17 protein-coding genes are annotated in these 13,877 nt (G+C 68.3%); 1 reads left to right on the forward strand and 16 read right to left on the reverse strand.

Annotation, left to right across the window (positions count from 1 at the left end; translation table 11 throughout):
• The 16 genes from PLC66_RS20720 to pilL2 form a co-directional block, all read right to left on the reverse strand.
• Window positions 1-2,324: conjugative transfer ATPase (locus PLC66_RS20720; protein WP_324544061.1), on the reverse strand; the 2,324-nt coding region annotated here is incomplete at its 3' end.
• The gene (locus PLC66_RS20725; RefSeq protein WP_324544063.1) at window positions 2,324-2,758 is read right to left on the reverse strand and encodes a TIGR03751 family conjugal transfer lipoprotein; all 435 of its coding nucleotides are present in this window, start codon (window positions 2,756-2,758) and stop codon (window positions 2,324-2,326) included. The genes PLC66_RS20720 and PLC66_RS20725, both read right to left, overlap by 1 nt.
• Complete coding sequence (locus PLC66_RS20730; RefSeq protein ID WP_324544065.1) at window positions 2,739-4,169, reverse strand: TIGR03752 family integrating conjugative element protein; 1,431 nt, start codon at window positions 4,167-4,169, stop codon at window positions 2,739-2,741. Before PLC66_RS20730 ends, PLC66_RS20725 begins: the two co-directional genes overlap by 20 nt.
• Window positions 4,159-5,073, reverse strand: coding sequence for a TIGR03749 family integrating conjugative element protein (locus PLC66_RS20735; protein ID WP_324544066.1), 915 nt, complete (start codon window positions 5,071-5,073; stop codon window positions 4,159-4,161). Before PLC66_RS20735 ends, PLC66_RS20730 begins: the two co-directional genes overlap by 11 nt.
• Window positions 5,070-5,762 carry a PFL_4703 family integrating conjugative element protein gene (locus tag PLC66_RS20740; RefSeq protein ID WP_324544068.1) on the reverse strand — a complete coding sequence of 231 codons (693 nt, stop codon included), beginning with the start codon at window positions 5,760-5,762 and terminating at the stop codon, window positions 5,070-5,072. Before PLC66_RS20740 ends, PLC66_RS20735 begins: the two co-directional genes overlap by 4 nt.
• Complete coding sequence (locus PLC66_RS20745) at window positions 5,759-6,169, reverse strand: TIGR03750 family conjugal transfer protein (protein ID WP_324544070.1); 411 nt, start codon at window positions 6,167-6,169, stop codon at window positions 5,759-5,761. Before PLC66_RS20745 ends, PLC66_RS20740 begins: the two co-directional genes overlap by 4 nt.
• 12 nt (window positions 6,170-6,181) lie before the next feature.
• Window positions 6,182-6,568, reverse strand: coding sequence for a TIGR03745 family integrating conjugative element membrane protein (locus PLC66_RS20750; RefSeq protein WP_324544072.1), 387 nt, complete (start codon window positions 6,566-6,568; stop codon window positions 6,182-6,184).
• Window positions 6,569-6,591: 23 nt separating this feature from the next.
• A complete protein-coding gene (locus PLC66_RS20755; RefSeq protein ID WP_324544074.1) occupies window positions 6,592-6,831 on the reverse strand; it encodes a TIGR03758 family integrating conjugative element protein in 240 nt (79 codons plus the stop codon).
• A complete protein-coding gene (locus PLC66_RS20760) occupies window positions 6,828-7,193 on the reverse strand; it encodes an integrative conjugative element protein, RAQPRD family (protein WP_324544090.1) in 366 nt (121 codons plus the stop codon). The genes PLC66_RS20755 and PLC66_RS20760 overlap by 4 nt, the downstream gene beginning before the upstream one ends.
• Window positions 7,194-7,305: 112 nt before the next feature.
• Entirely contained in the window at window positions 7,306-8,055 is a 750-nt protein-coding gene (locus tag PLC66_RS20765) for a TIGR03747 family integrating conjugative element membrane protein (RefSeq protein ID WP_324544077.1), read from the reverse strand.
• Window positions 8,052-10,217, reverse strand: a complete 2,166-nt coding sequence (gene traD, locus PLC66_RS20770; protein WP_324544079.1) for a type IV conjugative transfer system coupling protein TraD — start codon at window positions 10,215-10,217, stop codon at window positions 8,052-8,054. The genes PLC66_RS20765 and traD overlap by 4 nt, the downstream gene beginning before the upstream one ends.
• An 8-nt stretch (window positions 10,218-10,225) precedes the next feature.
• Window positions 10,226-10,759: an integrating conjugative element protein gene (locus PLC66_RS20775; protein WP_324544080.1), complete on the reverse strand. Its 534-nt coding sequence runs from the start codon at window positions 10,757-10,759 to the stop codon at window positions 10,226-10,228.
• Entirely contained in the window at window positions 10,756-11,376 is a 621-nt protein-coding gene (locus tag PLC66_RS20780) for a lysozyme family protein (RefSeq protein ID WP_324544082.1), read from the reverse strand. Before PLC66_RS20780 ends, PLC66_RS20775 begins: the two co-directional genes overlap by 4 nt.
• The gene (locus tag PLC66_RS20785) at window positions 11,361-12,086 is read right to left on the reverse strand and encodes a TIGR03759 family integrating conjugative element protein (RefSeq protein ID WP_324544083.1); all 726 of its coding nucleotides are present in this window, start codon (window positions 12,084-12,086) and stop codon (window positions 11,361-11,363) included. The genes PLC66_RS20780 and PLC66_RS20785 overlap by 16 nt, the downstream gene beginning before the upstream one ends.
• Before the next feature lie 9 nt (window positions 12,087-12,095).
• Window positions 12,096-12,746 carry a hypothetical protein gene (locus PLC66_RS20790; RefSeq protein WP_324544084.1) on the reverse strand — a complete coding sequence of 217 codons (651 nt, stop codon included), beginning with the start codon at window positions 12,744-12,746 and terminating at the stop codon, window positions 12,096-12,098.
• Window positions 12,743-13,318, reverse strand: a complete 576-nt coding sequence (pilL2, locus tag PLC66_RS20795; RefSeq protein ID WP_324544086.1) for a PFGI-1 class ICE element type IV pilus protein PilL2 — start codon at window positions 13,316-13,318, stop codon at window positions 12,743-12,745. Before pilL2 ends, PLC66_RS20790 begins: the two co-directional genes overlap by 4 nt.
• A 276-nt stretch (window positions 13,319-13,594) precedes the next feature.
• Here pilL2 and PLC66_RS20800 point away from each other — a divergent pair.
• Window positions 13,595-13,877 (forward strand): hypothetical protein (locus PLC66_RS20800; RefSeq protein WP_324544088.1); only part of this gene is annotated, 283 nt, incomplete at its 3' end.

Raw genomic sequence — 13,877 nt, forward strand, 5'->3', positions numbered from 1 at the left:
GAGATGTAGGCAATCGAGAGTTGGGCGTTGTAGCCCTCGCGCGCGAAGGTGGCCAAGTCCACGATGGTGATGTCCGCCTCGGGCCACGGCGTGCCGGCCCGGTCGAACATCTCGCCGTCCACGCCTTGGCAGAACATCTCCATGGCGTCGGCCATCTCCAGCAGGCGCGCACGCCGCATCTCTGGCAGCGTGACATCGCGGGCGCGCTCGCGCAGTGCGTCGCGCACATCGCGGGTCAGCACTGTGCGCTTATCCCCTACGCAGCACTGTGCCGCATCAAGAATGCACTGGCGGATCAGGCTGCGGTCGGCGCGCGTCATGCGCGCTTCTTCCTTGTCCTCGCCGCCGGTGATCATCAGTCGTGCCGTGATCTCCAGCTCGCCGAGCACGTCGCGCTGCTCGTCGCCCTCCACGGCCCTGCCCGCATCGGTCTGGTCTTCGTCGAGCGCATCGGCGTCCAGTGTCTGTACCTGGCTCGGCGTGTCGACCAGGCGCCTGGCGTCGGCGAACGGCGCCAGACTGACACCCGCGCCCGGCGCGAGCTTCACCCTATGCACGGTGAGGCCCAGCCGTGCCGCGAAGTCGCCGAACAGGCCGAAGCTGTTGCCCGCCTCGACGATGAACAGGCGCGGCCGATAGATCGCCGTCACCTGATTCAGGATGTTGTTGAGCGTCGCGCTCTTGCCCGACCCCGTGGGGCCGAACAGGAACAGATGCGCGTTCATCTGCCGGTCGAGGCGGTTCAACGGATCGAAGGTGATCGGACCGCCGCCGCGGTTGAAGAACGTGATGCCCGGATGCCCCGTGCCCTGGCTGCGACCCCAGACGGGGGCGAGGTTCGCCGCGTGTTGCGCGAACATGAGCTGGGTGTACCACTGGCGCTTGTCGGCAGCCGGATCGAACACGCACGGCAGCCAACGCAGATAGCTGTTCAGCGGCGCCACCTCGTCCTCTTCACGTACCGGTTGCAGGCCGGCGTTGAGCAACACGCTGACGAGTTGCACGCCGCGCGCATCGAGCTGTTCCACGTCGCGGCCGCGCAGGTAAAAGGCCAGCGCGCCACGGTAGAGCTTGTGCGCGCTACCGATCAGGCCGCGCGCCTGCTGCACGTCCTGCCGGGCCTGCTCCGAGGCCAGGGTCTCGCCGACAGCCTTCCGGGCGAGGTGGTTGAGGTGCGCCTCGAGCACGTCCTGGGGGGTGGCGACCAGCGTCAGGCACATCACGGTGTCCTCGGGCATCTGGTCGAAGAGCGCGTTCATGGCGTCGCCGCCCTTGCGCGTCTCACCGGTCAGATGGCCGGTCCCCGGCGGCGTGCGCAGACGATCCATCACGATCACCCGATGCGGCATGTCGTCGAAGAACCACAGGCCATTGGACACGTCCGAGCGCGGCTGACCGAAGAACAGCCGCTGCGCGAAGTCGGTTCCGCTGGCGATTTCGATCTCGCCCTCCTCCCGCTCTTCCGGGTAGCGGGTCAGCGCGTAGAAGCGTTCCCGGTCCTCGGCAGTGGCGCCGAGCACGGTGGGGTTCGGGTTGAACCAGCGCAGCAGCCAGGCGTGGATGTCCGCCGCGGCGAGACGTCGCGCTTTCACACCGGCATTCGCCAGCCCGCCGGCGAGGCGGTCGCAGATCGTGGTCAGCGCCTGCTCGGGCGACTGGCCGCGCCGCGGGGTCGGGGCCGCGGAGGTGCGGCGGTAGACGACCATGCGCACGCGCCGGACTTGGCCGCGCCACGGCAGGCGCGTCACGGCAGTGTCCTCGAACAGGCCACCCGGCTTGGCGATGGCCCGCAGGTGATGGGCGAAGAAGCGCAGGTAGAAGTCACTGAATGCGCTGCCGTGCGCACGCGGCTGCAGATAGTTCGCCAGCGAGCACAGATAGTTGTCCCAGTTGGCCTCGTCCTGGGCATAGAGCTGCACCACCCAGGGATTGTCGTCCAACTCGTCGAAGGCGTCCTGCAGGGCGTTCTCCAGCGCATCGCGCGCCTGCCATAGCCAGGCCATCTCGCGGCCCTCGGTGCCGACCGGCACCAGCTCGAAGAAGGCCGCGACCGACTGGCCATCTTCCAGCAACATGCACTTGGTTTCGGGCAGGTACTCGACCCAGGGCAGCAGGTCCGCGAACGACGGCGCGACGCCATAGAGCGCATCGTGGTCGGCCTGGGTGGCCGGCCCGCGCCGGCCCCGGCCGAGCGCCCTGCCCGGCTCGGCGACACCCTGTGCCGCCAGCCCCCTGACGTGCCCCGACCAGGCATCATCGACCGCATTCACGGCGCCGGCATGCGATGCCTCGGGCTTGCGTGACCACGGCAGCGACCAACCCATCAGTAGTCCTCCACGCGCTCGCCCGGCATCGCGTACTGCACGCGCTGGTAGAGGGGAAACACCGTGCTGTAGCCGGGTATCGGAACCGGGTCGGTGCCCGCCAGGTGCGGGAACACGTACATCACCAAGTCGGGGTTCGGCAGGCGCTGGAACTGGCGGTAGATCTCGTTCTGCGCGGTACGCGTGTAGCGCGCCTGCATGCCGGGCGCTGCCTGCACATCGGCCTCGGTCAGCGGCCGGCGCAGGCCCTGGCGCGCATCGAGCAGTTGGCGCGCGGCCGGGCCGCCGCCCGCGTTGCCGCCGGTTTCCTGCAGCCAGATGTCGAGCATGGTGTTGTCGCCGTGCGGCAGCAGCTTCTCCTTGCTGGTGGCGCAGCCGCCGATCAGGGTGGCCGCCAGCAGCACGGCGGCCGCGTCAATCCAGATCCGAGGCATGGGATCCTCCGGTGCGATGGTGGACCCGACGCCCCTTGGCGTCGTAGTCGATCTCGAGCGGCTGTTCCAGATGTACGGCCACCTTGGCGCCCGGCTGCACATAGACCGCCGCGAAGGCCTGGCCGTAAAGCTTGTTCACCCAATCGGCCATGTCGCGCACGCCACCCGCGAGGATGCGACCCATCGCTTCATTGCCGCCGATGCCGACGGTGCCCAGCGAGCCGTTGCTGTTGGCGACCACGGCCACGCTGCCGCTGTCGGAGTCGATGAGCGAGGCCGCGCCGGCGCCGGCCGCGGTGATGAGCGCCTGGCTGCCCAGGTACTGCTGGGCGTTGCTGCGCCGCTCGCCGCTGACGCAGGGGATGCCGTAGGGGTCGCTGATCCAGCCCAGGCCGCCCTGGGGGCTGGCCCCGTCTTGGCCCTGGCCGCCGCTGTTGCCGCCCTTGCTGCTAGCCTCCGGCAGCGTGCGGATGGTGCCGTCCTGGAACACGAACGTGACCGAGCGGATCTGCCCGCGCACGCACGACAGCGTCCAATCGCCCGAGGCCGTGCCGCTGACCACGGCGCCGGCGACGTCCGGGATGTCGATGCCGTTGGCCGTGAGGTTGTCCGGGCCGATCAGCACCTTGAACGGATACGGGTCATTGACGGTTCCGTCGATCGGTACGCGCCCAATGAGCGCTGTCATGGCAACGGACCCCATGAGCGTCGAGTTCGACGGCACCGTATAGACAGCCTTCGTGGATGCGCCCACCGCGCGGCTGCCAACGTCACTCACGGACTCCACCGCGGCCGACAGGTTTTTCTGGGCCGGCCCGAAGCTCGATGGAAAGCTCGGCGCCTTGCTGCCGCTCCTGCCGTCCACCTTGGCATCGTCGGGCTCGACCCACTGCGTGTCGCTGGCGCCGCGGTCGAAACGCTGGCCGTCACCCTCCTCCAGCCCCAGTCCGACGGGCAGGTCAGACGGACCGCCCTTGCCCGCAAGGCCGTCCAATTGCCGCTGCAGATCCTGCATCAGCCCCTGGGTCTGCTGCCTGTCGCTGGCCACCTGGGCGCGCTCCTGCGCCAGGCGGTTGCGCTCGCCCTCCAGCGCGTTCTGAATGCGCTGGTCGATCGTGCTTTCCCGCGCACGAAGGCGCTCGTTCTCGGCCCTGTGCTGCTTGTTGTCGCCAAGCGCGCTCTGCAGTTCGGTGCGCAACTGCTTCACCTGGGCCACCAGCGTGGCGACGGTATCGCGCGGCGTGTCGCCCGCGATACCCAGCGCTTTCATCTCCTCGGGCGTGAGCGTACTGGCCGCGCCCATGGGGGCCGGCTGACCGCCGGGGGCGCCGGAGAACAGTCTGATGCCGACGAACATCAGCAACAGCGCCATCGGGATCAGCAGCCACTTGAGCAGCGGATTACTCTTCATCGCGCGCGGCTCCTGTCGAGCCGGCCGCAGCAGCCGGCGGCAGGTTCACGGTGGCGTCGATCGGGCTCAGCGCCGGCAGCAGCGACTCGGCCAGGCCGTGGCCGCGCGTGACCAGATAGAGCACCGTGGTGTCGGACGGAGTGCCGGCCGGCCCCAGGTTCGGATGCTGGAAGGTCGCCGCCACGAAATTCCCCTGCAGGGCGCGCGGGTCGAGGTCGAGCCAGCGCGCCGAGGTATTGGTGAGGCGGATCGCCGTCACCCACTGGTCGTCCAGGCGCCACGCGGCCAGCGCCCGCGCGTGCACCGGCACCGCCGGCAGCAAGGTGTCGAGCACGAGGTCGCGGCGCAGGTTCACGCGGCCGATGCCGGCGACTGGCTCGACGGTGCGCAGCGGCGCATACAGGTTCTGCGCGGCATGGCGTGTCAGAACAACCGGGACCGGCGTTTCGCGCAAGGGAGCGGTCTTGTCCGCGGACGCATCGACCGGCTCGTCTGCGCCGCGTGCCGCACCGCCGCCATAGCGCCTTGCGGGGGCCTCTGCTTCCACGATGCGCACCGGCTCGAGCGGCGCTTGGCCGTCCTTTGCCGGCTCGGCGGCGATGTCGAGCAGGATCAGCGCGCCGGATTCCACGTCCTGCAGTTGCAGCCGCGTGGGCGGAATCGGCTCGCTCGCCCGCAGGTAGATCGCGCCGCCCGCACTCTGCACGCGCAGGTGGTCGCCGACACTGGCCGGCACGCCAACGCGCACATTGCGGTCGATGAAGACCACGCGCTCCTGGCCGACCACCAGCGGCACCGGCAGGGGTAGGCGCTCCCAACGCAGGATTTCCACGGCATGGCTGACCGGTACGAACCCGAGGATCAGCAGGATGCCGGCCAGGGCCGACAAGGCAGCGGACTTCATGGGGCGTCTCCCTGCAGGCGGCCGGAAGCGTTGGCGGGTGCACCCGCCTGGGTCGGCGTCGGCGGTGCTTCGATGCGCTGCGGTGCGCTGGCGTAGCAGTCCAGCGCCAGGCCGAAAGGGTTGTGCTCGGGGTCGATGTCCAGCCGGACGACCTTGATGGGGTAGCGCACCAGGGCGCGCTTGATCTGCTCAGGTCCGTAGTATTCGTCTGCACTCACGTCGAGCGTGACAATCCAGTCCCGCGAAGAAACCACCCTGACGCGCATGGCCGGGTCTTCGCCATAGCCGCGTCCGGGAATCTCGTAGATGCCGCGCACGCGCTGACGCAGTTCACCGCTGGTGCGCCGGTACTCATAGTCCTGTTGCAGAAAGGTCCGGCAGCCTGGCGTCAGGTAGGACGACAGCGCGCGCAGGTTGCGTGCATAGTCCTCCTCGCCGTTCGTGGGCCAGCGCTGCATCTGCTGCCAGATGTAGAACGTGAAGGCATACACACTCTCGGGCGGCACGTCCCACCACTTGCGCGTGCTGCCCGAGCGCAGATCCGGCGGCACATGAATGGTGAGACTCTTCGGCGCGCTCCACCAACCGAAGCCGAGCAACAGCGCCACCACGAACAGCGCGCCGGCCCCCAGGCGCAGCGTCTTCACGTGGGCCTGCAGGTGCGCGACCTCGTTCCTGAACCGGCTCATGGTGCCCCTCGATCGGCACTGCGCCCGGTCGTCCAGTAGCCCGAGCGGGTGATGAGGCCCTGCCCGCCCAGGTGCGCCGCCAGCGCCGGGTACCGCAGGGCCAGCCGCCACTCGAGCTGGCGGTACAGCCAGGTGTCGGGCCGGCCGCGCTTTTGCGCGCTCAGGAAGCCGCCGCCGACAAACACGCCCAGCGCAATGCCGGCGACGATCACCGTGGGCACCATGGCGACGCTGAGCGTGAGCCAGGCCAGCGGCAGACCGAGCACAAACCCGGCTGCACCGGACAGGCCAGCGCAAATCCACAACTCGTCGGCAGTCAGGCCGCGCACGACCACGGGCTGGCGATTCAGCCGGTGCGGCAGGAAGGTCACCAGCGTGTCTCGCGGCGTCTCCGGAGGGAGGGCCATCGCTTGCCGCCCTTACAACACGCCGGTGGCCTTGGTGAGCAGCCAGATGCCCACCACCAGCAGGAGCGCGCCCACTGCGACCGACAGACCAAACTGACCCCAGGTGGCGCGGCCGGTGTGGATCTCCGAGTAGCGTGTGTAGGCGTGATAGGAGACACCGACGAACATCGAGGCGACCACGAGCAGCGCAATCAGCAGCACGATGTCGTAGCCGTAGTTCTGGATCGTCTGCATGATGCCGGTGCCGGCACCGCGCGAAGGGTCCTCCATGGTGGGCAGGGCCGCCCAGGAGGCCGCCGGCGTGGCCGCGATACCCAGTGGGGCGAGCACGGCGGCAATGCGTACGGATTGGCGCGCCGTGGTGCGAACATCAGCGCGATGAGTAGTCGAAGCGTTCATGGCGATAGACCCTTTCATGGTGGTCAGGACAGGAGGAAGAAGCTCAGCACCAGGTACATCGCGACGAAACGCACGATGACGCCGAGGAACTGCCGTTCAGTCAGGCGGTGTTCAGCCCAGCCGACGTAGGCGGTACGCATCGCCCATACGCCCCACAGCAGCAACACGGCGAACACAAAACCGAGCACCACGGCAGAGACGGCCGAAGGCGCAAAGCCGCCAGTGGCCTGAAAGGCGGCGACCTGATCGGCCGAGGGCGTCATTGCGCTGGTTCCTCTTCGTCGGCGCGGTCTCTGCGGACGTAATCGCCGGCCAGCGGGACAGGATCGCGCGGCTGGGCGCGCTGGGGCACGAGGTAGTCCTGCAGACCGGCGCGAACCCGCTGCAGGTCTGCGTGCAACCGGGCGTAGTCGAAGTGGTAGCGGGCGCGCTCCTGCGGAGCGGTATTCGCGGCGTGCTCGGCGAGGCGGTCGATCAGGTTGAGTTGGCGGGCGAGCGCGGCGAGCTGCTCGCGTTCCGAGGCGAGGCCATCGGCGGCGACGGCAGGCTGCAGCGCCGAGAACGGCACGGCCAACACAAGGGCAAACGTAGCCCGTGCGAGTGTGTTGTGATTGGCCTGTCCCATCGTGCCCTTCCCCACTGAAGCGGATAGGCCGATGTTGTGATGCACGCTCGCTTTTCGCCGTGGGGAATGGGAACTACGGCATGACCGGATTGATGGGAAGCTGGCTGCGCCGTCAGAGGTACTTCTTGAACGTAGCCGCCGCGATGCACACTGCCACAGCAAGTAGCACCGCGCTGGGCAGCAAGATCAGCAACGGGTTCACACTGACCGGCAGTGCCAGGTAAGTCACCCACGGCAGTACGGCCAGCGGGGTCAGGCTGGCCCTGGCGCGGTGATAGATGAACCCCGACTCGCGGCCCGCGCCGAAGCGGCGGATGTCCCGCCGCACCAAGCCGTCTACCAGTCCGACGAAGGCCGCCATCAGGAACAGCGGCAGGGTCAGGCACAGCACCAGCAGCCGGACGAGGAAGACCAGCGTCGTGTAGGCCGCCGCGATCAGGTAGCTCTCCAGATGCACGTAGACCAGACCCAGGTAGTAGCGGAAGTCCTTGGTCGGGCGATGGCTGCCGGCGCTGGCCTGCGCCGACGCATCGCGTATCCAGTCCAGCAGGCCGCTCTTCGCGAACAGCCAGTCGTAGCCCTGCTCGACCAGTTGATGCGCGGTGCGCCCCGGCTCCTGCACCAGCGCGCTGCGCGTGAAATGCGTGGAGAGCTGGTCCAGCTCGTAGTGCACCATGCCCTTCGCGTGGCGCCAGCCCTGATCGGGCCAGAAGAAGTGCATGCCGACGCATTCGATCAGGATGCACAGCAGGAGCGCGCCGGACAGCACGCCGAAGAAGCGGAACGGCAGTGTGATCAGGCCGGCAATCAACCCCTGCTGTCGTTGCTGCTGGCGCTGGGCCGCGACGGCCGGATCGCTCATGCTTCGGCCTCTTGAGCCTCGTCGGCCGCGGCCATCTGCTTGAAGTCGTCAACCAGGTCGTCGGGCAGCTCCTTGTCCTGCAGGCCGGGGACGATCTGGTTCTCCCACCAGTCTCCTGCCTCGACGTAGTGTTGCCGCATGTAGCCGGCCAGCTCCTGAAGGTCCCTCGGCATGGCTTCGTCGGGGTCGGGTGCCGGCAGCGGCATGCGGACTTTCCAGAGGTTGCCGCCCTCGATCAGCGCGAAGCATTGTCCCTTGGGTAGGGCCACCACATGCGCCGGCTCGATCAGCGGCACGCTGTTGCTGCTGATGCGGTCCTGGGTGTTGGACGTAAATGCAGTGTTGCCGTGCGGGTCGGAACTGTCGGTGGCGCCGCTCATCAGTGCCGTGGCGTACACATCGACCTTGGGCAGTTGTCGCGTCAGCAGTTCGGCGGTGGCGGTCTCGCGCACGCGCAGCATGAACAGATTGTTGAAGTTGCCGACCACCTGCCCGGCCTTGGCGCGGTTGCCGATGCGCGCCTCGATGTCGCTCAAGGTCTGCGTGTAGGCGGTAACCTGCACGCCGGCGCCGCCGCCCTTGTTGACCATCGGGATGAACTCGTCGCCCATGAGTTCATTGAATTCGTCGGCGTGGACGTTGATTGGGATCCTGGCGCCGACCGCTGCGCCGGGCAGCCCGTCGTCGATGCCGACCTTGTAGATGTGGCCGGCGACCGAGACCAGATCGCTGAACATCGAGTTGCCCACCGCCGCCGCGACTTCGGCGTCGGACAGCGCATCCAGCCCCACGTAGACCACCGCGCGTTTGCGGATGACCTGCATCCAGTCGAAGATCGGCCGCGGGTCGAACAGGTCGGAGTAGTTCGGTGCGAGCAGTTGCGCGATCTTGCCGGTGGTGAGCTTCTCCAGCAGCGGCAGCAGTGAAGCGACGATCTTGTCGAAGTACGTCCGGTCGTAGCGCACAGCGCTGCGCAGGCCGTCGAGCACTGGGTCATAGATGCGCACCTGGGACAGGTACTGTTCGAGGGCCACCACGCGCTTTTCGCGCCCGATCATGTTGCGCGGGATGTTCTTGTCGTTCAGCTTGCCTTCGAGCTGGACGATAACCTCCCAGGCCTTCGGCTCGTTCTTGGCGAAGTAGTGCTGGGCGTACTCGATGAACAGCGCGTCGATGTTGATGACGTGGCGCTGGATCAGCAGGTAGTCCGGCCGCTGCCCCAGTTCGACCAGGGCGCGAGCGATGATGTTGACGAAGCGCCAGGCGAATTCGCGGAACGCGGCGCTGTTGCCTTCACCCGAGAGCTGTCCGGCGATGCGCGTGGCCACCTCAGAGATCCGCCCGAACCGACCCACGGCGTTGTAGCGCGCCGAGATGTCCGGCCAGCCCAGATGGAAGACGTAGAATTCGCCCTCCCGCCCTGCCCGCCTGGCCTCGACGTACATGCGCTTCAACAGGTCCGCATCGCCCTTGGGGTCGAAGACGATCACCACCTCATGCTCGCCGCGCACCCTGCGGCGGATGTCCTGGGTGATGAACAGCTCGGCCAGCCGCGTCTTGCCCACGCGCGTGGTGCCCAGCACCAGGGTGTGCCCAACGCGCTCGCCCAGCGGCAGGGTGACGTCGACCTCGTGCGGCTCGATGCCATGCAGGCGCGGCATTCCCCCGACCGGCGGCAGCGGCCGCGCCGGGTTGAGCGGGCTGTCCCAGGCCAGCGCGCGCGCCAGCGTCGAGATGGGAAAGGGCGCGAACTCGAGCCGCTCCTCCAGCCGCCGGGCGAGGCGGTAGGTCGCCGTCGGCTCGACGTAGCGGCGAAACTCCGGCCGGTAGGTCTGCATCAGCCGGTGCGTGTGCCGCTGCTCCCAGCGAAAGCCCCGGCCGACAAACAGCCTTAGCTGACTCACCGGCACGTCGCGGCTGGTCATCACGTAGCGCGGCAGGCGGCGGATGTTGCGGCGATAGCGCAGGATCGCCCAGGCATCGCGCAGACGAATCGCGCCGAAGGTCAGGAAGGCCAGCGCCGAGCCCAGGCCGAGCAGCGGGTTCAGCGCGAGCGACCACGGTGCCACCAGGCACAGAATCGCGGCGCCGGTGCAGACCGCCACGGTGTAAAGCTCCACCGCTGGCCGCAGCAGCACCTCGACCGCATGCGGTTGGGCCATTTGCGCACCTACTGCTCAATGCCGGTGGACGTGATGAGCACCGGGTAGTGGCGCAGGCCCAGGCGCTGGGCCAGGTCGTCGCCGGATGCCGGCGAGAGGGTCAGGCCAGGAGCCAGCCTGCGCAGCGCCGTCAGCGCGGCCATCGACTCCACGTTGACCACCAGGCCCACGGCCTGCAGCTCGCGCAGCGCGGCCTGCCGCTGCCGCAGCCAGGCGCGCGAACGCTCGTCGTCGCCGATCAGGAACAGCGCCGTCAGGCCCGGCGCCCGGATGACGCGGCGCTGCACCTTGCCCGGCGACAGTTGCGTCGAGCGCACCGGCAGCATGGCGGCTTCGGCGTCGGCCGCGTTGCCCACGCGAGGGGCCGGCATCGGGGCCGGCGGTGTGGCCTGATCCGGCTGGGGATTCAGCGACTGGTAGTACGGCAGCGCGGAAACGCCGCCACGGTCTTCGACGACGATCAGTGGCGCGGAGGCGGTCTGCGCGAAGACGGTGGTCGTGGGCAGCAGCCCGATGGCGGCGATGAGGACGGTGTGGTTCATGGCGTGGTGGCCTGGAGGGTTGGAACGGGAACGCCGGGGTCGAGCACGCGGGTCAGGTGCCGATGCACACTGCGCCGGTAGCGCGCCGCGGGTGCCCCGCCGGCGGGCCGGTGGTAGCGGCCGATGGCAAGCAGCCAGTCCTCGCCCGGCGTGTGCTGTTCGCGCAGGATTTCCGCAGCGATGGCAAGGTTGCGGTAGGGGTCCAGCAGCTCGCAGGGCTGCGTGTAGCGATGCGTGTGGTAGCCGAGATTGACCTGGCCCAGGCCGGCGTCGATGCGCTTGGCCGGCGTGTGGGCGAGCGCCCGGTGCAGCCCGGCGCAAGCGTCGGCGAGGGTGGCATAGCGCTGTGGCGCGCCGGCGACGTTGAGCGTCCACGGCCAAGGGATCAGGCGCCCGCGCAGCCTGGTGCCGCTCTCCTGCAAGGCCACCGCATACAGCACCCTGGCCGGCACATCGGCGCGATGCGCCGCCAGTTGATAGGCCGGCGGTGGCACTTCACGCGCCTGGGCAGCCAACGACCAGCCCCCGGTCGCGAGCAGAAGTACGGCGCTGACGAAGCGGAGGGCGACGCCGGATAGCCGGAGATCCCGGCCTGAAGCACCTATTGCCGCAACCATTCGCCGTTCGCCTCGCGTACCACGGCCGGCAGATCACCGGGCAGGCCGAGCGACAGCCAGCGCCCCGCGTCATGGTTGAGCGTGATCGTGCGGGCACGCACCCTGGCCGGGTCGATGCCCGCCTGGGTGGCCCACTGCCGGATGCGCGCATCGTCCTGGCGGGTACCGACCATGTAGAGATCGAAGGCGGTGCCGGCCGCCTGCAATTGCTGCACGCGCTGCGCGCACGGCGCGCAGTCGTCCTTTACGAAGACCGCCAGGCGCCCGGAGCCAGTGTTGCCGCCCCCCTGCACTTTTGCGCCTGGCAAGCTCACGCGCGGCTGGCTCGGAAACAGGCGCTGCCATGCCTCGTCGTAGGCCCGCTGGTAGGCCAGCGTCTTGTCGACGCGCCGGGCCTCGGCCTGCACCTGCAGCTCCGCGTAACGCCTGCGTTCCTCCTCGCTGCGGGCCTCGATGCCCAGCGCCGTGAGCGGATCGAGCGCTGGCGAATACACCCCGAGCGGCCCCTGCATCAGCTCCCGGTAGCGTGTCCAGTCTTCGGCACTCAGCCCCCAGTCGCGGGCGTGGGACTCGTCGCTACGGACTGTCGCCATCGGCCGCTCGCGGCCGGGGACAGCGGTCGACGTGGCGGTGTGCTGGGCAACCGCGACCGGGATCGAGCCGGTCAGAAGCGCGACGGTCAGGAGGGTGACGGTCCTGTGCTGCGTCACTTGCCCCTCCTATCGCTCGGGGACCGTCAGGCGACGGACCTCATCACCGTGTCGGAAGACGGCGGCCCCGTCCTCGATCACTTCAAGCCGCCAGCCGGCCTCGGTTTCACCTGCTCGCAGCAGACCGGCCTGGGACAGCGCAGACGCATCGGCAGGCAGGATCGACAGGAAGCGTTCGCCGGCTCGCAGCTCGACGCCGATCACCCGGAACGAAGGCTCCACGGGCCGGGGCCTTGCCGGTGCGCGTACGGGGGGACGGGAAGCATCCGTCGGTGCCGACCGGACGGTGGCAAGGCGCACTTCCAGCCGGTCGATGCGGGTCTGCAAGGACTGCAGATCAACGGTTGGCCTATCGTCGACTGCCTGTTCGAGCGCTTCTAGCCGTTGATCCAGCGCCACGCGCTCGGATTCATAGCGTCCCAAGGGCAGTGCAGCCGGCTCTTGCCGTTGCTGCTCGATCTCGCGGGCGAGTTCGGCCAGTTGTGCCTCCAACTCGGAGAGCTGCGTGGCAGGCACGGCATCTTCGGTCCTATCGGCTCGTGTCGACAGGATGACGTGGTCGATCACGACTACCGCGCTGATGAGCAGCAGCCAGGTGGCCGCGGCCACGCGCAACAGGGTGGTGCGATGCGACCGTTCGGTCTGAGCCGTCGTCATCATGGCTGCACCGCCTCAGCAAGCGGGAGGGTCGCGGCAGGGTTATCGGCATTTCCGACGGGAGAAGGGATTGCTCCGGCCGGCTCGGCAGGGATCGTGGCCGGCGTGAAGCACAGCACGCGAGCCCCCTCCTCTACGTTCAAGCGCCAGGCCGGACCGGCGAGGGTCAGCAGTGCATCGCGCAACACCATTGGCCCGATCCGGTAGTGCGCCGCCGGCAGCGGGAGGGCGTCCAGGGCATCGGTTTCGGGGCCGCTACAGAGCCGGTAGCCGGAGCGCCGGAGCACATGGTTCAGCGCGTCGCCCACCGTCGCTTGCACGATGTCGGGCAGGCTCACCTCGATCACCTGCAGCAGCAGATCCCGCTGCGCCTCCGTCGGCTCGAGTTCGACCAGGGTGTAGCGGCCGTAGCGGACAACCGGGATGTATTGCGGTGGGGAGATTGCAGGTTCGACCGCACCGGATGAATCGGCTGGCGTTGAGGACGGCGCGGTCGTCGCGCAGCCGGCCACCAGGGAGGCGGCCAGCGCCAGGCAAGCGCAGGCTGTTCGGCAATACGGGCGGGTTGATGGCATGGATCGGCTCGCTGCGATGCGGAGCCGACACCATCGCCATCCTGGGATGACACATCAGCAAACAAAGGGAATCGCCGCCTTGCCGATTCCTGGGGCAACGGGCTGCCTGCTGATCAAAAATGCGTCACGGCGCCCAGATGCCTGAGCGCCGGGCGGTGGCCGAGTTATCGAGAGGGTTATCCACAGCATTTGTGGATAACCGAAGGGAACTGTCAGGCGACACACGTACCGGCCTGGGGTCGAGTGGGCGGGTCGCGCCCCGCGTGGGCGCGTGGGTTGAAACTTTTCTACCGCATCGACCGCAAGCAATGGCGCGCGTCGGTAGCCAACCTTCCGGCAACGACTGCGCATGTCATGAAGGCGGCCTTACAAACCCTCGCACTTCGGGTAGTGAGCAGGCGGTCGGCGAGCGATACCATTTTTCTGAGCCTTGATAGCCCGAGTTCCGTCATGCCTTCGAAAACTGCTCTGGTCCGTCTCATGCTTGCTGCACTGCTTGTCGCCCCAATGCTCTCAACTTTAGCTTATAGCCCTTGTGAACCCTATGGGAAACGGGTAA

Source organism: Thauera sp. (genome assembly GCF_035444905.1).
Taxonomy (GTDB): Bacteria; Pseudomonadota; Gammaproteobacteria; order Burkholderiales; family Rhodocyclaceae; genus Thauera.